Origin of the sequence: Chitinophaga qingshengii (assembly GCF_014529935.1) — a bacterium.
GTDB classification, from domain to species: domain Bacteria; phylum Bacteroidota; class Bacteroidia; order Chitinophagales; family Chitinophagaceae; genus Chitinophaga; species Chitinophaga qingshengii.
In genome coordinates this window covers 2676692-2699049 of record NZ_JACVFC010000001.1, presented here as the reverse complement: position 1 = coordinate 2699049, position 22358 = coordinate 2676692, and the positions used below count along the sequence as shown (strand labels likewise).

The following is a 22358-nucleotide window of genomic DNA, read 5'->3' as shown; positions in this document are numbered from 1 at the left end:
CCTACAGCACCGGGTTCACTGTATTAGTTTTATTTTTCCGGTAGAATTATGATAATCCTCAGACGATATATGCTGTTGCATATGTGCTGGTTGTTGTTTGTTTTCCCGACTGTGCTGCAGGGGCAGCACAGAGAGATCGGCAGGATTAAATCGCAACTGCCGCATATTAGTGACAGCGTAACTTATGTAGATGCCTTGAACCGACTGGCGGCTTTATACCAGGCCTGCCAGCTGGATAGCTGTGGACGTTATGCATCTTTAGCGAGGGATATGGCTATCCGTATTGAATACCCTTCCGGCAAAGCCCGCGCTTTGCGTAACCTCGGTAATTATTATGCCCTCCGCCCTCATCGTTACCTTTCTTATCTTTTTTATAATGATGCCCTGGAAGAAAGCCGTAAAGCCGGCGATTCTGTGAATGTGTCCCAGGTGCTGATGAATATCGGGATTTACCACTATTTCACCGGTAAACTGGCTTCCGCCAATGAGTATATGGCACAGTCACTGAAACTGACCCGGGAGCTGAAAGAAGATTCGCTGCATGCGCTCGGACTAGGCAACTTTTACGCGATCAACTATACCGACAGCAGTACGAAAGCTGCTGCCAATCGGGCTTTAGATGAGGCTATTGTGCTGGCAGAACGATACCGCGATACCCGGGAGCTGTTGTACATCTGGCTGTTACAGGCCAATGTGCATAATGAAGAGAAAAGGTATGAGGCCGCCAAAGCAAAGGTGCGGCAGGTGATTGATACGGCGATGGCTGATGGATTTGATTATTATGCTATGCGCGGCCTGCTGGAAATGTGGGAATATAAAAGTTATCTCCATGAACCTGATTCACTGGTCTATTTGCAGGACGCGGTGGCACATGCCGTTACCGGCGGGTATATCGGGTTATTGCTGCCACAGGTAACGCAGTTGTATGACTATTTTCAACAGCATAAAGATACCCTGCAGGCTGCCAGGTACAGCCGTATTGCATTGAATATCATGCAACAGCAGCAGGATGACATGCAACAGGGCGAAATGGATTATATCGCCTATTCGCTGCAGGACCAGACACTGGACTCCCTGAAGATGCAGTCGGACCAGCAACAGGCCGCCCTGCAAAAGACCAGGCTGGCACAGCGCTACTGGCAATATCTGGCCATTTTTGTGGTGGCTATTATCGTGCTGCTGGCAGTACTTACCTGGTTCCTGATTCGTTCATACCGCTCTTCCCGCCTGCGCTCCCAGCGCCTGGCCCGCGTGAAAACCGAAATCGCCGCCGCCAATGAGGTGCTGAAAAAGAATGATGATTTTAAAAACAAACTGATCTCCCTGATTGCGCATGATTTCAGGACTCCCCTCTATAACATCATCGATATCACCGGTTTTGTAAATGAAGATATTCTCACTCCTGAAGATGCCGCCGGTATGGTAATGGAAGTAGAACAAACTGCCACCGCTACACTCACTGTTTTTGAAGAAATACTCAGCTGGATGAGAACACAATTATCCGGCTTTGTATACCGGCCACATTCTTTTGTGCTGACGGATATGCTGGAAATGTCGGCCCGTAATGTGCAGCATCTGCTGCGGGAAAAACATATCCGGCTGGAGCTGCATATCCCGGAAGGACTGATGGTACAGGGGGATTTTGAGATGCTGCAGTTTATCCATCGTAATTTCCTGCATAACGCCATTAAGTTTTCTCCGGAGAATGGCGTGATAACAATAACAGCTATACGTAAAAATGGATACGTGGAGGTCTTTTTCCGGGACCAGGGACCAGGTGTTGATCCGGCCGTACTACCGGGGCTGTTTACCTATGACAGTGAAAACTATGCCCGGAAACGGACGGGTAAGGGAGCCGGGCTGGCGTTGATCATTTGCCGTGACTTTATTGATAAAATGAATGGAGAAGCAGGGGCGGTCAATAATGAAGATGGTGGAAGCACCTTTTTTTACAAGGTGCCGGAAATCAACATATAACGGATACAGGAGGTATGAGAAAATCGTTTGTACGTGAGCGTTGGATAGTGGTGTTGCTCATTGTGAGCGGCTGGGTACTGCCGGTGCTGAAAAGCAGCGGTCAGGCGCCTATATTGCCACGTTTGCAGCGGGAGCTGCAAGCGCAGCGTGACAGTGCGGGATATGCAGCGGTATTGGGTAAAATTGGTGCCTTATATGCCAGTATCCACCTCGACAGTTCCTTTTATTATGCCCGCCAGGTGCTGGAAATTGCCATCCGGCAAAAGGATATGAAAGGCTTGGCGGATGCCAATAATATGCTGGGCTGGTATTATACCGCCAAAACGGATTATAATGTAGGTATACAGTACGCCTACAAAGCCTTATTGCTCAATGAACAAATGGGCGACTCTGCACAGATGGTGCGGTCGCTGAATATCATTTACGGTTGTTATAAAAACTCCGGTCATCCGGAGGAAGCCAATAACTATTTCTACCGGGCTTTTCACCTGGCCAACCGGCTGCCTGCAGATAAAGATTCTATGGCAGCTACCATGCTGGTGAACTATGCCTGGCGTTTTTTTGATGACAGCAGTAAGATAGACTCGGTGCGGCTGGTTTTACGGAAGGCGGCCACTATCCTGAAAAAATATCCTGATAGCCGGGCCGCTTTTTATGTGGCCGCTTTTGATGCTGATTTAATGGTACAAGCCGGTAGAGGAAAAGAAGCGGAAGAAAGGATCTATCACCTGGCTGACCTGGCCCGGCAGAAAGGGATGCCTTATGTGGCTATGGATATGTACGGACGGCTGTACGATTTTCAGCGCCTTGGTTATTTTGCCGATTCTACCCGCTACCAGGAACAGGCCTATGAAGTAGCGCGGCAGTCGACCAGTATGGAACAGAACCTGTACTGGCTTGGACGGCTATACGATTATTACCGCAGCCAACAGCAGCCGGAGAAGGTAGTATATTACGGTAATGAAATCATGCAGTTGGCGGCAAAGGACCGTTATCATACCAACCTGGGCGTATCCCAGGAGGCTGCCTATATTGATTTTTTTTTAAAGGAAAAAGCATTACGGACATTATCATTGTCCACCCGGACGCAGCAACTGGAGCTGGAAAGAGAGCTGGCAGAGAAAAAGAACCGCAGGTTGATTGTGGAAGGATTACTAATTATCATATTCCTGCTGATCGTGTTGTTTACCAGCCGGTATCTGCATTATCGCCGCTGGAAACAACAGGAAAACGCATTGGCACTCAGTTATGTGCAACTAGCCAAAAACAATGCAGCCCTTACAGAAAACGACCTTTTTAAAAACAGCTTGATCAGTATGCTGGCCACGGATTTCAGGACGCCACTGCACCATATTATTGCCGTGGCGGATCAACTGAAAACGGGTGCATTGAGCCAGCCGGAAGTAATCAGTTTGTTAAAACAGATAGGCAACGCATCCCGGAAAACGCTGGATGCTTTTAATAACATCCTGAAGTGGTTGAGGTGGCAGTTATCGGGGTTCGTTTATCAGCCGGTTACCTGTGAGTTGCTGCCCGTCATAGCAACCGCATTGGAGCCGTTGCAGGCGGAAATACAGGATAAACAGCTCACGATTGTTAACCGGATTGCTTCCCGCATGACCATTATCGCTGATATGGAAATTTTGCGGCTGGTGAATGTACAATTGTTGCAGGTAGCGGTGAGCACGGCACGGCCGGGTACCTTACTGTTGATTTCTTCTTATACAGAAAAGGGAAAGGTAACGGTGCGGTTTATGGTAGATGGCGGTGCTGCTACCCGTAAGTGGCTGGATGAATTGCAGGATAAAGAGCATAATATTTTTGCGTTAGGCATTATTATCAGCCGGGACTTTATGCATAAGATGAAGGGAGGCCTTGTGGTGGAAGAACAAGCCAATGGGTTTCTCCTGATGGAGTACACGATTTAACGTGGTAGGTATCCATTTTGCGTATATGCGTCAGTGTTATATCACTATTTTAGGATGTTTGCTGTGTTGGCAGCTAATGGCGCAAACGCCACAGTTGCCGGAGCTGCAACGGGATTTGCTACGGCAGCGCGACAGCGCCGGCTATCTGAACGTGCTGGGGAAAATAGCAGCGTTGTACGCAGTGATAGACATTGACAGCAGTTTTGTGTATGCCATCAAAGTACGCGATATGGCCGTCCGGCTGCACGATATCAGCGGTCAGGCGGATGCCAATGACCTGTTGAGCTGGAATTATGCGATAAAGACAGATTTCGGTGTAGCAGGTATTTATGCCTATAAGGCGCTCAAAATACATGAACAACTGAGGGATTCTGCCCGTATGGCCAAGACACTGAGTAATATTTACGTGTATTACCGTAACATGGGCCGTAAACAAGATGCCAACAACTACTTCTACCGGGCATTTAAAATGGCCAGCCGGCTACCGCCGGATAATGATTCCGTATATGGTATCCTGTTGGTGAATTATGTGATGCGTTTTTACCGGGACAGTACCCACGCCGATTCGGTGCACTGGGCACTGCAGCGGGCGCGGCAGGTGATTGCCAAATATCCCCGTTCCAAAATCAGTTTTTATGTGGATGCTTATTCACTGAATGATTTAGTAAAAAGAGGGGAGGGGCGCAAAGCGGAGGAAACCCTTTACCTGTTGGCAGATAAAGCGTTGCGTAGTGGTATGCCCTATGTGGCGATGGACATGTATGCCCGGCTGGACGACTTTCCCCGCATGGGATATCATCCGGATACGGCCCGTTACCAGGAAAAGGCTTATCAGTTAGGAGTGCAAACCGGTAGCATTGAATTGAATCTTTATTGGCTGGCACGCCTATACGATTATTATCAGCAGCAGAAAGACGCTGCGCGGATGGTACAGTATGGCCGTGAAATCATGCGGCTGGCCGCAGAAAAACGGTACCAGCCCAATGCGCATTCATTTGATTACATAGGATTTTTCCTGAAAGAGAGGGCGGTATCCGACCTGGCGCGTCAAAACCGGCACCGGCAGCAGGTATTGGTGGCCGAACTGGCGGAGGCGGAAAATCACCACTTACTGGTAGTATGCCTGTTGATTGTACTGGTGTTAGTGTTGGCATTGGTTGCTGAGCGATACTGGCATTACCAGCGGTTGAAGCAGCAGGATGAGGCTTTGTTAAAAGGATACCGGGAGATGTCGGAGCTGCACCTGGCCCTCACGGAAACGGATGCTTTTAAGAATAAACTGATTAGTATACTGGCGCGGGATTTCAGGGGACCGCTGGTACATCTGACGGAGGTGGCCGCCCGGTTCCAATCGGGTACTTTGTCCAAGGCCGAGATGGTGGTATGGTTAAAACATATCAGTACCACTTCCGGCCAGGTGCTGGTGGTTTTTGACAATATACTCAAATGGTTGCGGCTGCAATTATCGGGGTATCATTATCAGCCGGTGCGCTGTAACCTGCTGGCAGCGGTGAAGAGTGCCCTGGGGCCGCTGGAGGCGCAGCTGGAAAAGAAAAGTATCCTGGTGAAAAATTATATTCCGCAGGGGCTGACCGTTGCCGCTGATGAGGAAATGTTGAAACTGGTGAATATACAGCTGTTACAGATAGCCATAGCAGTGGCCGTGCCGGAGAGTATGCTGGAAATTGCCACAGAGCTGATCGCCGGGCAAATGGAAGTGCGTATACGGGTAAAAACAGGGGATGATGCCCGTTTTGTGCTGTCGGGACTGGAAAACTGGCAGGATAATGAACTGGCTTTGGGACTGGTGATCAGCCGGGACCTGATGAAGATGATGCAGGGGCATATCATAACAGAAGGCCAGGAACAATCGTACCTGGCCTTCGGATATATTTTACCGTGAAAAATTACTTACCGTATTTTTCGCCGTCGTAAGCCCATTTAATGTAGCTGGCACCCCAGGTGAAACCACCACCAAAAGCACACATGATCAGGTTATCCCCTTTCTTCAGCTGTTTTTCGTAGTCCCACAGGCATAAAGGAATAGTACCCGCAGTGGTGTTACCATAGCGGTGGATGTTCATCATTACCTTTTCTTCCGGCAGGTTAATATACTGGGAAGTGGCTGCGATGATACGTTTGTTGGCCTGGTGAGGCACCATCCATGCGATATTGTCCGCATTCAGGTTGTTACGCTGCAGTACTGTGTTAGCCGCGTCAGACATGTTGGAAACAGCGTATTTAAACACCATTTTACCTTCCTGGTATACAAAATGTTCGCGGTTTTGTACGGTTTCCAGGGTGGCTGGTTTCACGGAGCCACCGGCTTTCATATGCAGGTACTCACGGCCATGGCCATCGCTTTTCAGCACACTGTCGATAAGGCCATACCCTTCGGTATTGGGTTCCAGCAGTACGCCGCCACCGCCATCACCGAAGATGATGCAGGTAGTTCTGTCTGTATAGTCGATAATAGCGCTCATTTTGTCGGCCCCAATGACCATTACTTTCTGATAACGGCCACTTTCAATGAAGCGGGCGCCGGTATCCAGTGCATACAGAAAACCGGAGCAGGCTGCACTGATATCGAAACCGAATGCATTTTTAGCACCGATTTTATCTGTTACAACATTGGCTGTGGCGGGGAAAGTCATGTCGGGGGTTACAGTGGCAACAATCAGCAGGTCGATGTCTTCAGGAGTAATACCTCTTTTTTTGCAGATCTCGAGGGCGATAGGTACACATAAGTCAGAAGTGCCTTTTCCTTCTCCTTTAAGAATCCTTCTTTCAGAAATACCGGTTCTGGTCAGGATCCACTCGTCTGTTGTATCTACCAGTTTTTCCAGTTCCTGGTTGGTCAGCACGTAGTCAGGAACATATCCGCCCACCGCTGTAATAGCGGCCGTTATTTTATTCATATAAACTAAATATGTGTTTAAATCGAGGCGTAAAAATACGATATAAACGAATATTTCCTAAAAAAGTCGAATATGAACCCGTTAAAGGATTGTCAATCCGTTAAAAGTTAGCATCTTTGCCCTTATTAACAGAGGGGTGAATTATTCCCTATTTTTCGTAAGTTTAAAGTAAATTATCGAACCTTTACCTTCTATGATCGCTTATTTGGATGGAAAATTGGCTTATAAGTCACCGGCTTTTGTTCATATGGATGTGCACGGAATTGGGTATGAAGTTCAGATCAGTCTGAATACCTATTCGAGGATACAGGGCCTGGACAGCTGCAAATTGTTAACCTTCCTGCAGATCAAAGAGGATGCACATACGCTGTACGGATTTTTTGAAGAGGCGGAAAAAAACCTGTTTCTGTTGTTGATCAGCGTATCAGGAGTAGGGGCCGGAACGGCCAGAATGATGTTATCTTCTCTTCAACCGGAAGATATCCAGCGGGCCATTATGATGGAAAATGAAAAAATGCTGGAAAGTGTAAAAGGCGTGGGCGCCAAAACAGCCAAAAGAATTATTCTGGAACTCAAAGACAAGATAAAGAAACAAAAGGATACTATCGGATTACAATTATCTGCACCCGTAAACAATACAATCCATGAAGATGCGTTAAATGCTCTGGTAACTCTTGGTATAGCCCGGAACATGGCTGATGCAGCAATCCAGAGAGTTATGAAAAACGAGCCACTATTGCAAAACTTGGAAGAGCTGATCAAAAAAGCACTGAAAAGTTTATAATTATATAAAGACCTCTATAAAAACCTATTTTTCTTGGCAAGAAAGACTTATTATGGTGCTTTTGCAGTAATAGGAATTGTATCTTTTATCATTGTTGACACCGCCGCAAGGGAACGATCCGGGAATTTAAAATTTGTGAGCAGGACGAGTTGGAAGTCGGACACCACAATTACTGGTAATACCAAAATCGATACTACCGGGAAGAAAGATACCTTGAAATACCCCCTAAAGGACAGGCGCGGCCCCAGTATATCGGATCCGGCGTCCAGGAACGCTATTGACCTGAACGACCCGGCTAACATCAACAAAACAGTAGAATACGATCCCGTTACCAAACAGTATACGGTTACCGAGAAAATCGGTAATCAATACTACCGTAACCCGACTTACATGAATTTCGATGAGTACTTCAGACTCCAATCTGCCCAAAGTGAAAAAAACTATTGGCAGAAAAGAGCCAGCGCTCTCGGAAATCTTAACCAACGCGGTAACGGCCCGCAACTATATAACGGTAATAACCTGTTTGACCGCATCTTCGGCGGCAGCCAGGTGGATATCCGCCCCCAGGGTAGCCTGGACCTCACCTTCGGGTACCAGGGCCAGAATATCAAAAACCCCGTTCTGGTGGAACAAGCCCGTAAAAACGGCGGCTTCAACTTCGACATGGGTATCAACATGAACGTGACAGGCCGTATCGGTAACAAACTAAAACTCATTACCAACTACAACACCCAGTCCACCTTCGATTTTGAAAACCAGGTGAAACTGGAATATACCGGCTATAACGATGAAATTATCAAGAAAATAGAAGCCGGTAACGTGAGTTTCCCCCTGCGTAGCTCCCTGATATCCGGTATTCAATCGCTCTTCGGGGTGAAAACACAACTGCAGTTTGGCCGCCTGACGGTAACCAGCGTACTGTCTAACCAAAAATCGCAGAAACAAAACCTCATGCTCAAAGGCGGTACCATGGTGCAGGATTATAACATCCGCGCCGATGAGTATGAAGATAACCGCCACTTCCTGCTGGCACAGTTCTTCCGCGATACCTTTAACTACGCGATGTCCAACCTCCCCATCATCCGCTCCCTGACCAATATTACCAGGATAGAGGTGTGGGTGACCAACAAAACGGGAGCCACCACCCAAACCCGCGATATCGTTGGTTTGATGGACATTGGCGAATATAAACCCTACAACGATCAGATCAGGGTGAACACCACTTCCCATCTGCCGGATAGGGCTACCAACAACCTGTATCAAAGCCTGATCAGCGATCCGGCAGCCCGTAATACCAGCATCGTCGTTAGCCGCTTGCTGGCATTGGGGCTTAAACCAGTATCGGAATTTGAAAAAACATTCGCCCGAAAACTGGACTCCACGGAGTATACGGTCAACAAACAACTGGGCTTCATCTCCCTTAATCAACAATTACAGCCGGATGAAGTACTGGGTGTGGCTTACCAGTATACCTACAACGGCCGTACTTATCAGGTGGGTGAATTCTCACAGGATGTACCACCGGACCAAAACAACAGCGCCAACTCACCCGTGCTGTTCCTGAAATTATTGAAGGCTACTTCTGCCCGTCCTACCTTGCCCATCTGGCAGCTGATGATGAAAAACATCTATGCTACCGGTGCCTTCCAGGTAAACAAAGAGGACTTTAAAATGGACGTCTTTTATAAAGACCCCGGTGCGGAAGGCAGACCACCCAGCGATAAACGTTATCTCCCCGATGCAAAAGGCGATTATGCCGGCGCTCCGATCATTACCATCCTGAACCTCGATCGTCTCAACAACCAGCTGGACCCCCAGCCGGACGGTGTTTTCGACTACGTGGAAGGATATACGATCAATTCCCTGAATGGCAAAATTATGTTCCCCATGCTGGAACCTTTTGCCAACGGCCTGAAGAAAGCCTTTGGCGGAGATGGTACCCTGGAAAAACAATACATGTACCGCGTACTGTACGACTCCATCAAGGTGGTGGCGCAGCAGTTCCCGCAACTGAACCGCTATGTAATCCGCGGTTCCTATAAATCGGCTAACTCCTCAGAAATTAACCTGGGCGGCGGTATCACCATTCCGCCAGGCTCGGTGACAGTGACCGCCGGTGGTCAGCTCCTGCGGGAAAACGTGGACTATATCATCGATTACAACCTCGGTCGACTCAAAATCATCAACGGCGGGGTACTCAACTCCGGCGTGCCGATCAACGTACAATTTGAAAACAATGCCTTGTTCGGCCAGCAGGTACGCAACTATTTCGGTACCCGCCTGGACTACCTGGTCAACGATAAACTCAGCATCGGCGGTACTATCGTTCGTATGAGCGAACGGCCTTATTACCAGAAGGTCAACTACGGCGAAGACCCTATCAAAAACACGATGGTAGGCCTCGACGTAAACTACGCCTCCGAATGGAAAGGCCTGACCCGTTTCCTGGATAAACTGCCCAACTACAGCACCACCGCACCTTCCAGCATCCTGTTCACCGGTGAGGTAGCCCGCCTCTTCCCCGGTCACAGTAAACTGATTAACCAGGCCGGCAGCAAACAGGGAACCGCTTATATCGATGACTTTGAAGGGGTGAAAAGCGGTTACGACCTGAAGTTCCCCGCTACCAGCTGGGCGCTGGCCTCTACGCCGAAAGGCGCTACCAACGCCTCGGGTACGGTGTTGTTCCCTGAAGCAGAGATGAGTAATGTGCTGGAATACGGTAAAAACAGGGCGAAACTGGCCTGGTATATCCTGGAACCTACCCTGCAGCTGCCGAAGTCACCCAACCTGCCTCCTGGTATTTCTGTAGATGACCAGTCCGATCCCCGTGTTAGGCTGGTGTATCAGAAAGAAGTATTCCGTAACCGGTCTACCGACTTTGGACAAAGCCAGCTGAGTACCCTCGATCTGGCCTACTATCCAACAGAAAGAGGCCCGTACAACTTCACCAGCAGTCCCACTGCAATGGACCGCGACGGTAAACTGGTGCGCCCGAAAACAAGATGGGGCGGTATCATGCGGGCTATCGATAACAGCGACTTTGAAACAGCCAATATCGAATATATCGAGTTCTGGATCCAGGACCCTTTTATCAAAACGCCGGGCACCAGCGGAGGTTCCCTCTATTTCAACCTGGGTAACGTGTCTGAAGACATCCTCAAAGACTCCAAGAAATTCTTTGAAAACGGTATGCCCGATCCCCGCCAGGACCCGAATAAAATCGATTCCTCCAAATGGGGCCGTCAACCTAAATTCCAGCAACAGATTACACAGGCCTTCGACAACGATCCCAACATCCGGTCTTATCAGGACGTGGGATATGATGGTCTGAAATCTTCTGATGAAGCGGGTTTCTACAAGTCCTACATGGATACCATGGCCATGAACTTCGCCGGTTCCCCGGTGTATCAGCAGGCTATCAAAGACCCGTCCAACGATGACTATAAACACTATCGCAGCGCCGATTACGACGCTTCCCGTGCAGGCATCCTGGAACGTTATAAAAACTACAGCAACCCGGAAGGTAACTCCCCGGTTTCTGATCCGAAATCTACTTTCTCTACCGCCGCTACCAACATCCCCGAGTCGGAAGACCTGAACCGGGACAATACCATGAATGAAACGGAAGAATACTTCCAATACCGGGTAGACCTGAAACCAGGGATGACAGTGGGTTCCAACTTCATCGTGGATAAAATAGATGCACCGGTAGATCTGCCCAACGGGCAAAAAACAACCGAAACATGGTACCAGTTTAAAATTCCGCTGAACCAGTTCAACGCAAAAGTGGGTAACATCCCCGACTTTAAGTCCATCCGCTTTATGCGTATGTTCCTCACCGAGTTCAATGATCCGGTGGTAGTACGTTTTGCAAAACTGGAACTGGTACGCAGCCAATGGCGCCGCTATATGTATGAGCTGAGACCCGGCGATCCTGTTCCCCTGGACCAGACCACCACCTTCAACTCATCTGCCGTAAACATCGAAGAAAACTCCTCCCGTACGCCTATCCCTTATGTACTGCCACCGGGAGTGGTAAGACAAAATACAATCAGCACCAATAACACTACCCTGCAGCTGAATGAACAGTCCCTGGCCGTTCAGGTATGTAACCTGCAGGATGGTGAAGTACGCGCCCTGTATAAGACGCTGAATATGGACCTGCGCCAGTACAAGAAAATGGAAATGTACATGCACGCAGAAGCCGTGGGTAGCGCTACCGCACTGAAAGATGGCCAGGTACAGGCGGTGATCCGTATCGGTAGCGACTTTGTGAGCAACTACTACGAATACCGTATTCCGCTGAAGGTAACCAACTGGAACGCCAAAGCACCTACGGAGATATGGCCCGACGGCAACAACATGCAACTGATCATGGAGCGCCTGAGCCAACTGAAACAGAAACGCAACATGTGCGATTCCTGTTCGCCACTGTTCCCTTATCCGCTGACACCGGTAGCCGATGAATTCGGCAACTTCATGTCAGTAGTAGGTAACCCCAGCCTGGGAGATGCCCGCACCATGATGATTGGTATCGCCAATCCGAAAGATGATGGCATGCCTCGTTGTGCAGAAGTGTGGTTCGATGAACTGCGGCTCTCCGATTTCGATGAAAAAGGCGGTTATGCCGCCCTGGCAAGGGTAGACTTTCAACTGGCCGATCTGGGTACAGTCTCGGTATCCGGTAATATGCATACCGCCGGTTTTGGGAATATAGACCAGCGCGTGAATGAACGTTTCCGCGACAACTTCCTGCAATACGATGCAGCGGCCAACCTGGACCTGGGTAAACTGCTGCCGAAGCGGGCAAGCATGTCTATCCCGGTATACGCCGGTTATTCACAATCTGCCAGCAACCCGGAATATGATCCATATGACCTCGATATTAAACTGAAAGACAAACTCTCGTTGGCACGATCGAGGAGGGAAAGGGATTCTATCCGTAAAAATGCGCAGGACTTTACCTCTATTACGAGCCTGAACTTTACCAACGTCCGCAAACTCAACCTGAAGCAGGGGAAACGGCACCTGTGGGATATTGAGAACTTTGATATCAGTTACTCGTTCTCACAAATCAACAGGCATAATCCGCTTATCCAGAGCGACCTGCTCACAAAACACCGTGGCGGTATCGGGTATAACTATTCCGGTCAGCCAAGATATATTGAACCATTTAAAAAACTGCTGAAGACAAAGACGCATTGGCTGGATCTTATACGGGATTTTAATGTCAACTATGTGCCGTCTATCATCAGTTTCAGGGCAGATATTATCCGGCAGTTTGGCGCCTCCCGTATCCGTAACGTAGGCGGCGATGTTAAATACCAATTGCCCGAAACGTACGATAAGTATTTCACCTTTGACCGTTATTATACCTTTAAGTGGGACCTGACCCGCAGTATTAACGTGGAGTTTAATGCCGTAAATAATGCCCGTGTAGATGAACCCTCCGGAAGAATCAACACCGGCGCCAAGAAGGATACCATCTGGAACAATTTCTTCAAAGGTGGCCGTTCGGTAACTTACATGCATAACGCCAACTTCACGTATACACTGCCTACCGCCAAATTCCCGGCGCTGAGCTGGACCAATGTGGCCTTCGGCTACAGCACGGAATACCACTGGACAGGCGCTTCCAGGCTGGCGCTTTACCTGGGTAACGCCATCGAAAACAGCATGCAGAAAACACTGACGGCAGAGTTTAAGTTTGTGGAGCTGTATAATAAGTCCAAGTTCCTCCGGCAGATCAATGCGCGCAAACCGGTATCCAACAACAATAATCAGAACAACAAAAACAATAATCAGCAAAACAGTCAACAGAATAATAACCAGACCTCTTCTGACGAAATTTCACCTTGGGTGAAAGCCATACTGAAACCATTGATGGCATTGAAACGGGTAGGCTTCAACTATAACGAAAACGCCGGTACGCGGTTGCCTGGTTACCTGGACAGCACCAAGGTATTGGGCATGAACTGGCAGTCGATGGCGCCTGGTCTTGCTTTCGTATTAGGTAAGCAGCCGGACAAAAAATGGTTGGATGATTTTGCTGCGAAAGGGTTAATTACACGTGATCCTTCGTTGAACATACAGTTCCAGCAACAGTTTACCCAGCGTTGGGATGCACAGGCCCAGCTGGAGCCGTTCAATGATCTGCGTATCGATCTGAATATGACCAAATCGTTTACCAAAACACATACGGAACTGTATAAAAACCTGCAGGATTCTACCGGGGCCGACCTTGGATTCCAGCACCTGAGCCCGTATGACGCCGGTGGTTTTGAAATTACCTACATCGCTATTAACACGATGTTTGGCAGGATCAATACCGCAAACGGTGTGTCAGAAACGTTCCGCAACTTTGAAGCATACCGCAATATCATTTCACAACGACTGGGAGCTGCTAACCCGTATAACAAGGACCCGAATGTACCAAAAGGAGATCCGAAAGATCCTACTTACGCTTACGGCTATACGCGATATGCGCAGGATGTATTGATCCCGGCTTTCCTGGCTGCCTACACCGGCAAGTCGCCTGATAGGATCGGCTTATTGCAGGGACCGGGTAATTCTGTGAAGAGCAATCCGTTTAAGAACTTTATACCGAAGCCCAACTGGCGTGTTACGTATAATGGTTTGACCAAGCTGGAACCTTTCCGTAGTTTCCTCACCAACTTTACACTCACGCATGCCTATGTTGGTACCTTGTCCATGAACTCCTATAATACTTCCATGTATTATGAAGATCCGAGACTGGCAGGGTATCCGGCGTTCAGAGATACCGTGTCCGGCAACTACTATCCGTATTTCCTGGTGCCTAACCTGACGCTGACAGAGCAGTTCTCACCATTGCTGGGTGTGGACCTCACCTTTGTCAATAGCCTGAATGCAAGGGTAGAATTCCGTAAGAGCCGCTCACTGAGCCTTAGCCTGATCGATTATCAGCTGACAGAGATTCGTTCCAGCGAGATCGTGATTGGCGCGGGATACCGGGTAAGAGGGCTGCAGCTGCCTTTCGCACTCAGTAAGAATGGCGCCAAACGTTTACAGAATGACCTTAACTTCCGGCTGGACCTGAGCTTCCGGGATGATAAGACTGCCAACAACCGTTTGGATGCCGACCTGGTGATTCCTACCAGTGGCCAGAAAGTAGTAGGCATTGCGCCGTCGATCGATTATGTGGTGAATAACCGGTTAAACCTGCGCTTCTTCTATGACCGCAGGCAAACCATTCCTGTTATTTCCACCGCTTACCCGATTACCAATACCCGGGGAGGTATTACTTTCCGTTTCGTGTTGTCGCAATAGTTAATTTAATATATCATTGGGAGAACGGCTGGTCTGAAGAAGACCAGCCGTTTTTTATTGAATTGTTCTCATGGCTAAGCTCACCAGGTTTGATAAAAATCATAATCGCTTTAACAATTCTTTTATAAGTTTGCAGTGTGAAGTATTTCCTCATCATATGCATTTCTTTGGGCCTGTTGCTGCAGAATTTCAGCAGAAGCCTCATTGTGTTGCTGTTTAGGGCGCAACAGTCCTATATTGCACAGGTGCTTTGCGAGAATCGTAATAAGCCCGAAATGCATTGTAATGGTAAATGTTATTTAAAAAAGGAACTGGACCGGGATGCCCGGCAGGACAAAAACAACAACAGTAACAAGGAACGTTACGAAGTGATGTTTGTAAATGCCCTGCCAGAGCGACTCACAGCGCCGTCTGCAGAGCCTGTGGCGCATACGGTGTTTTACACGGAGCCCTTCCTTGAAACCCCCACCCACGCTATCTTCCATCCCCCGCGATCGCTCGTTTAAACTTTCTTTTTAGGGAGATAAATACCAGTTTTAGTTAGCCACCCTGACGAACGGATGCCTGTAGGAGGCGGTCCGAAGGTATGCTCCATCCTTATTTTTCCTGACAAACCAAGATGTAAGCCCGTTGTGGTGTACATCCAACAGACGACGTAATGAAACAATTTTATATACTGCTCATCGCCTTTTTGGCGATGCGGGTAAGCTATGCGCAGGAATTAACCGGCCGCGTGGCAGATGCCAGAACCCGCGAAGCCTTGCCCGGCGTTAGCGTGAACCTGATAGCTACCGGAATAGGCTGTACCTGTAATACGCAGGGGCAATACACACTATCCGGCACCAAAGGCGATGATTCCCTGAAAATATCCTATGTGGGATACATCACACGGAAAATAGCGGTGTCAGCGGCGGCGCAAATGCCCGTGATATATCTGGAAGCCAGTTCTACTAATCTGAATGAAGTGATTGTTTCTTCTTCCAGGGAAAAACAACGGCGTACCGAAGCACCGGTTGCCATCAGTACTATTTCTCCGCAAATATTGCAGGAAACCAAAGCCACTACACTTGATAAAGTATTGAATAAGGTCAGCGGTGTGTACATGGTGGACCTCGGCAACGAACAGCATACGATGGCCATTCGCCAACCCATCGGTTATAAAAGTCTCTTCCTGTACCTGGAAGATGGTATTCCCATCCGCACCGTGGGCGACTTTAACCATAATGCACTGATAGAAGTCAACATGGCGGCACTGCGTAATATTGAAGTGATTCGTGGCCCGGCGTCTTCCCTGTATGGCAGCGAAGCCGTAGGAGGTGCGGTAAACTTTATCACGGCAGCGCCTACACTGGTACCTACCGCCAAAGTGCAGCTGGAAGCCAGTAACTGGGGTTATAAAAGAACCGATTTCAGCGTGTCCGATACCAGGGGCAAAGCAGGCTTTTATGTAGGTGGTTATTACGCCGATCAGCGCAACGGATATATGGACCACAGCAACTTTCATAAACTAGCTGTCACCGCCCGCACCGATGTGCAATTGAACGAACGCAACAAATGGACCACCACCGCTACGCTGATCAATTATAAAACAGATCAGACCGGCGGGCTGGACAGCGCCCATTTCTTCGCCAAAGACTACCGCAATTTTCAGACATTCAGCTACCGCGAAGTGAAGGCGTTGCGTATCCGCAGCACGCTGGACCACACCTGGAATGAAAGCAATCATACCAGTATAACGGCTTTCTTCCGGCACAGCACCATTGGACAGAATCCTTTTTATGCGATAAAGGATATCCGTAATACGCTAAAAGCGAAGGGAGAAATCAACAGCGATGCATTTTATAGCTACGGTGTGATTGTCCAGCATAAAAAAGATTTCAACTGGAAACAAGCCTCCCTGATAGCCGGTGTCAGTGCGGATTATAGCCCCGCTACCTATTATGCCAATTACATCGATATCGCAAAAGATGCAGCTGGCTATTATGTCGGTTACCAGGCTACCGATTCGGTACTCACCAGTTACCGGGTAGGACTGCTGAATACTGCCATGTATACACAGTTCTCCTTCGCGCCCGTGGAAAACATGCGCGTAGTAGCAGCCCTGCGTTATGACCGGATGGATTATGATTTTGATAACCACCTGCCACCGTCCGCTTTCACCGGGGCGCCCAGCGAGCGGAATAATTTTAATGCGCTCACGCCCAAGCTGGGACTGACTTACAACCTGCAACACAATCGTGGTTTGTATGCCAACTATAGCCGTGGATTTGCGCCGCCTAATATCTCCGAGTTGTACAGGGGCGTAAAGGTACCGGTGTTAAAATCTGCTACTTATGATAACTATGAAGCCGGTGGATGGTTTGCTTTCGCGCAGCAGAAAGGTTATGTAGATGTGAGTATCTATCAGATGAAAGGTTCCAACGAAATAGTGAGTGTGCGGGATGCCGATGGTTCCTATAATAACCGGAATGCCGGCGCCACTACCCATCGTGGCATAGAGTGGAATGCGCGGTATACACCGGTGAAATCTATTTTCCTGCGTACCAGCGGCACGTATGCCAGCCATATCTTCGACGCCTATACGGAGAATGGAAAAACATATGATCACAACGATATGAACGGCGCGCCGAAATGGATCACTAACACGGAGATCACCTGGAAACCGGCATGTTTAAAAGGTTTCCGGATTGGTGGCGAATGGCAGCATATCAGCGGATATTATATGGATGCCGCCAATACCGCCTGGTACAATGGCTACGAGCTGTTTAACGCAAGGGCCGGGTACCAGTGGAAAGGCTTTGAGTGCTGGTTGAACTGTATGAATATAGGAGATCAGTTATATGCTGCTACCGCAGAAAAATCTGCGTATGGTAAGAGCTATCGTGTTGGGCCGCGGCAGACATTCAATGTTGGGGTGGCTTACACTTTTGTTGGAAAGAAATAAAGCATGTTGTATGAAAAGGAACTTATTATATATCGTTGTTACATTACTGGGTATGGTCTCATGCAGGCCTAAGGAAAACGTTCCGGCCGGAGCGGTGGTATTATCGCACGGCGGTAAAGATGCTTCCTGTCCGTATATCACTAAAGATGCGAAAGGGCGTACAGTGATCAGCTGGGTGGAAAAAGACAGTACTGCCGATACCGGCGTGATGTTATACGCGGTATCTAACGATAACGGGCATACGTTTTCATCACCCATGGAGATTGCCGCTACCAAAGGTGTGTATCCGCATGCGGAAAATCTGCCCAAATTGTTGTTCCGGCCGGATGGCAGTGTGATTGCTTTATTTGGTGTGGAACAGCATGATCCGCGCAATAAATACGCCGGTAAGGTGATGTATGCCATCTCCGTTGACAGCGGCCGCGTTTGGGGTGCGCCGCAGTCACTGGTAACCGATACAGCAGGGTATGATCAGCGTTATTTTGATATGGCATTGTTGCCGGGAGGACAAGCAGCCGCTATCTGGCTGGACAACCGCAAGGATACCAAAGCAGAAGGCTCCACATTGTATTGGGCGGTAACAGCAGATCAGGGTGGTTTCCAGGCGGCCAAACCGATAGCGCAAACGGTTTGTCAGTGTTGCCGTACCCGTTTGTATGTAGCGGGTAATGGAGATATTCATGTAGCCTACCGGGACATCATCAACGATTCTATCCGGGACATGGTGCATCAGGTATCTGTTGATGGGGGACAGTCTTTCAGTGAGCCCGTGCGCATCAGTGCCGACAATTGGGTGGTGAATGGTTGTCCGCATACAGGGCCTGCGCTGACGGCCAACCGTTACGGGTTACATTTCGCCTGGTTTACCATGGGTAACGGGCAGGGTATTTTTTATACCGCTTCTATAGATAACGGTAAAACCTATACGCAGAAGGAATCATTGAGTAAAGCCCCGATGGCCAAGCATCCGCAGATAGTGACTATTCCCGGCGACCGGGTGGTTATTGTATGGGACGAGCCGGTGAAGTGGCAGGGGGATTTCCGGAGCAGGATAGGGATAGCGGTAAAATCGCCCGAAGGGCAAACCATGACCAGCCGCACACTCACCGCCGATAGTATAAAGGCTACCTATCCGGTAGCGGGTGCGTTGGATAGCAAAACGTTGCTGGTGGCTTATACCCGTCAGGGTGAAGTGGTATATGAACGGGTAGCTATCTGATTGTAAATAAGATTTTTTCATCCACCAGCATAGAAAAAGGCTGACCGTTTTGGTCAGCCTTTCCTGTTGATAATTTCTTACTCAGCTATAGCTCCAGCTATAACCCTCACTCCAGTCTTTGCGGGATGCCCAACGGCCATAAGTGCCTCTGCGGGTCTTACCGAAATAAAGGCGCCACTGCTCTTTCCATCTTGGATAGTACAGGCGCAGTACGTACATAGTTAAGAATGTAAGCATAGGGATATGGTTTTCATTAAGAGGATAGTCTTATCGTCTTTGGATTAGTCTGATGGCATTGGTATATATAAGCTTTCCGCACATAGGTAATACAGAAAATATATAAACTTTTCAAATATAGAAAAACAGCCTTAACAGTGTACTCACATAAACGTGTTAATTTTTATCTATATAATAGGCATTGGCCTGTTGCAGCGGTGTCAGCACCAGGTCGTTGATGCAAACATGCGGTGGCAGGGAAGTGCAGTAGTATACTACATCCGCCACGTCTTTAGCGCTCAATGGGATAAAGCCTTTGTAAACATCTTTGGCTTTGTCTTCATCACCCTTAAAACGTACGAGGGAGAACTCTGTTTCGGCGGCACCGGGATGGATAGCGGTTACCTTGATCCGATACGGCAGCAGATCTATCCGCATACCCTGGGTAATAGCGTCTACAGCGGCTTTGGTGGCACAATACACATTGCCTTTGGCGTATACGGTTTTGGCGGCGGTAGAGCCGATGTTAATGATATGACCGCTGGTACGGGAGCGCATCCATGGAATCACCACCTGGGATACATACAGGAGGCCTTTTACGTTGGTATCTATCATGGCGTCCCAGTCGTCCACATCGCCTTCATCGATGGTACTGAGCCCGGCGGCCAGTCCGGCATTATTGACCAGGATGTCTACGGCTTTCCATTCTTCCGGAATATTGTTCAGGGTGGTTTGTACGGCTTGTTCGTTACGCACGTCGAAATTCAGTGCCAGTACGTTGGCGCCATATTCCTGTGATAATTGTGTTTGTAAAGCGTCGAGCCTTTCCTTGCGTCGCCCGGTAATGATCACATCATATCCTTTTGCGGCAAATGTTTCTGCGCATGCCTGGCCGAAACCAGCGGTAGCTCCTGTAATAAGAACGATTCCCATAATAACTGATTGATGGCCTTCCTGGCTTGCCGGAAAGCCTGTTGAAACAATGCTGTAAAATTAGCGTGATATTGCTTAAAAACGATACTTTTTCCGATGGTCAACGGATGAGCGTGACAGTTCCCTTTTTAAGTATCTCCCGGCCATTAAAATCAGTGCCCTGTAATATCCACAGGTAAGTGTCTACCGGCGCCGGCATGCCCTTATAAGTGCCATCCCACCCGCTTCTGAAATCAGTTGAAGAATAAATTTCCTGCCCCCAGCGGTTAAATATCCGGAAGAACTTATACTGAACGATACCGACCGGAATAAACCGGAAACGGTCGTTGACGCCATCGCCATTGGGCGTAAACGCATTGGGAATATACATCTCCGGTCCGGTGTAGTATTTCACGCTGACGGTATCATAACCGGTACAGCCTTGCTGGTCGGACACCCGCAGTATATACGTGATATCTTTATTGTAATTCAGTACCGGCCGCGCGATGGTAGGATCGCTTAGTCCGTCGGAAGGCTGCCAGGAGTAGATATCTCCGCCACTGCCCTGCATCACCATCGTTTGCCCTTTCGCCAGGATGGTATCATTACCGGCGAAGGGATTTACTTCGTATATGCGTATGTTTTGGGTGACGGTTTTTTCACATTGTTTGTCGGTATGCAATGTCATGGAAATCGTATAGACGTTCCCTTTATTAAAGCGTCGCTCTATGCTGCGGGTATTGCCCATCATTACTATACTGTCAGCCAGGTCGAAATCCCAGGTACGGCCGGTAATGTTACCGTAAAGGTAAGAGGAGGTATCGTTGAAAAATATCGGTTCGCCCTTACATACACCGCTGGTAGTGAAGCCCGCCCTTAGCCCCGGATAGTTGCGTACCTGGCCGGTAATGCTGTCTCTGCAGGCAAGCTTTGGATTTACCACCAGTTTTACTTTGTATACGCCGGTATCGGGGTACTGGTGGAAAAAAATTGTTTTGTCACTGGTGAGCGTATCGGTGCCATCACCGAAAGTCCAGTAGTAGGTAGCGGTATAGCCTGCTACGCTGTAATTGGGGAATGCTACCTGTAGCTCCGGCGCTTCGGAGCAGTTATTGAGTACGGAGGGAAAGCCGGCAGTTATCTTCGTAGTACAGTCAAATACGGTGAGGAGGATATCTTTACTATGGGTACCCAGCAGTCTTTTGGTGACCCGGTCGTATTCGTCCACACATACGGTTACTACGTACTTGCCGGCTCTGTCAGGCGTGCAGGTGATCATACCTTTACTATCGATGGAAATAGCAGGATTGCCGCCCATGGGATTAACGCCCGAATAAGGCGGTATATACCGTACCGTAGTATTATAGGGAGGCGGCGTAGAGGAGTTGGTTTCGTTGTTGATGGTGCCGTCTGTCAGCGCGCTGCACAGATGATAGGCGAGGCTGTCGCCATCTTCATCAAAAGCGGCGTAATTAACTTTAAAAGGCATTTTATTACAAATCACAATGGCGGAGTCTTTGTTGAAGTAAGCGCTGTTGTTATCGGGCCTCGACTCTTTACCGGGAATAACAGTGTAGTAGGTAGAGCCTTCGTGTTCCGAATCATAAATATTCGCCAGTTTTTCTCCGCGGCAACAACGCTGGGAAGTCACGTAATAACCGCCGGTGATGGGTTCCAGTTCTATGGTGGCGGTATAAAAGGCTACTTCCAGGTGTTGGGCTTGTGGCGCAAGACAGGGATTTTTCAGGGTATCTATCAGGGGAACTACCTGGCTGATGTAAAGGTATACGGTCGGTATTATACGGGTGCCGGAAGCAGTATAAACCGTCGCAATGACCGGATTTTCAAACCGGTCAATACAACCTTGCCGGTCGCCGCAGGTAAAATCTGCGTCGCGGTATAGTTTAAGGGTGATGAGATAACGGTAGCGTAAATTATCTCCACTCATGCCTATTGTCTTGTAATAAATTTCGCCACCAATAATATGGTAACCGGCTGCATGGAGGTTAAACAAACAGCAACCGAGGACCAGCAAAAGGATGATCTTCATGATTGGGGTACTGCTATCTGAATTTAACAAAAAAATAGCAGACCCGGTTCAATCTGGTTGGGTATTATTTCCCTGTACTACAGTGGATTTGAGTTGAAC

The 22358-nt window shown here is 48.6% G+C and carries 12 protein-coding genes; 8 read left to right on the top strand and 4 right to left on the bottom strand.

The annotated features are described in order from the left end of the window. The first annotated feature begins 69 nt into the window (after positions 1-69). Genes ICL07_RS10240 through ICL07_RS10230 form a run of 3 tightly spaced genes read left to right on the top strand, consistent with a single transcriptional unit; the run spans position 70 to position 5808 of the window. Positions 70-1977, top strand: a complete 1908-nt coding sequence (locus tag ICL07_RS10240; protein WP_188087808.1) for a sensor histidine kinase — start codon at positions 70-72, stop codon at positions 1975-1977. A gap of 14 nt (positions 1978-1991) precedes the next feature. Then, the gene (locus ICL07_RS10235) at positions 1992-3905 is read left to right on the top strand and encodes a sensor histidine kinase (RefSeq protein ID WP_188087807.1); all 1914 of its coding nucleotides are present in this window, start codon (positions 1992-1994) and stop codon (positions 3903-3905) included. Positions 3906-3930: 25 nt separating this feature from the next. Beyond that, positions 3931-5808, top strand: coding sequence for a sensor histidine kinase (locus ICL07_RS10230; protein WP_188087806.1), 1878 nt, complete (start codon positions 3931-3933; stop codon positions 5806-5808). A gap of 4 nt (positions 5809-5812) precedes the next feature. Here the strand turns inward: ICL07_RS10230 and ICL07_RS10225 are convergent, their stop codons facing one another. Then, a complete protein-coding gene (locus ICL07_RS10225) occupies positions 5813-6823 on the bottom strand; it encodes a beta-ketoacyl-ACP synthase III (protein WP_188087805.1) in 1011 nt (336 codons plus the stop codon). Positions 6824-7016: 193 nt separating this feature from the next. On the opposite strand from ICL07_RS10225, the gene ruvA reads away from it, so the two are divergent. The 5 genes from ruvA to ICL07_RS10200 all read left to right on the top strand — a co-directional run bounded on the left by ruvA (position 7017) and on the right by ICL07_RS10200 (position 19081). Beyond that, positions 7017-7607 (top strand): Holliday junction branch migration protein RuvA, encoded by a 591-nt coding sequence (gene ruvA / locus ICL07_RS10220; protein ID WP_188087804.1) that lies wholly within the window; start codon positions 7017-7019, stop codon positions 7605-7607. A 135-nt stretch (positions 7608-7742) separates the two neighbouring features. Further along, positions 7743-14918, top strand: a complete 7176-nt coding sequence (gene sov, locus ICL07_RS10215; RefSeq protein WP_343070999.1) for a T9SS outer membrane translocon Sov/SprA — start codon at positions 7743-7745, stop codon at positions 14916-14918. 137 nt (positions 14919-15055) lie between these two features. Beyond that, a complete protein-coding gene (locus ICL07_RS10210) occupies positions 15056-15424 on the top strand; it encodes a hypothetical protein (protein ID WP_188087802.1) in 369 nt (122 codons plus the stop codon). A 152-nt stretch (positions 15425-15576) separates the two neighbouring features. After that, positions 15577-17862 (top strand): TonB-dependent receptor, encoded by a 2286-nt coding sequence (locus ICL07_RS10205; RefSeq protein ID WP_188087801.1) that lies wholly within the window; start codon positions 15577-15579, stop codon positions 17860-17862. A 10-nt stretch (positions 17863-17872) separates the two neighbouring features. Beyond that, the gene (locus ICL07_RS10200) at positions 17873-19081 is read left to right on the top strand and encodes a sialidase family protein (protein WP_188087800.1); all 1209 of its coding nucleotides are present in this window, start codon (positions 17873-17875) and stop codon (positions 19079-19081) included. 81 nt (positions 19082-19162) lie between these two features. Here ICL07_RS10200 and ICL07_RS10195 read toward each other — a convergent pair whose 3' ends face one another. The 3 genes from ICL07_RS10195 to ICL07_RS10185 all read right to left on the bottom strand — a co-directional run bounded on the left by ICL07_RS10195 (position 19163) and on the right by ICL07_RS10185 (position 22259). Then, complete coding sequence (locus ICL07_RS10195) at positions 19163-19318, bottom strand: hypothetical protein (RefSeq protein WP_159455984.1); 156 nt, start codon at positions 19316-19318, stop codon at positions 19163-19165. Between the two features lie 156 nt (positions 19319-19474). After that, a complete protein-coding gene (locus ICL07_RS10190) occupies positions 19475-20230 on the bottom strand; it encodes an SDR family NAD(P)-dependent oxidoreductase (protein ID WP_188087799.1) in 756 nt (251 codons plus the stop codon). 100 nt (positions 20231-20330) lie between these two features. After that, positions 20331-22259, bottom strand: coding sequence for a T9SS type B sorting domain-containing protein (locus tag ICL07_RS10185; RefSeq protein ID WP_188087798.1), 1929 nt, complete (start codon positions 22257-22259; stop codon positions 20331-20333). Positions 22260-22358 lie beyond the last annotated feature (99 nt).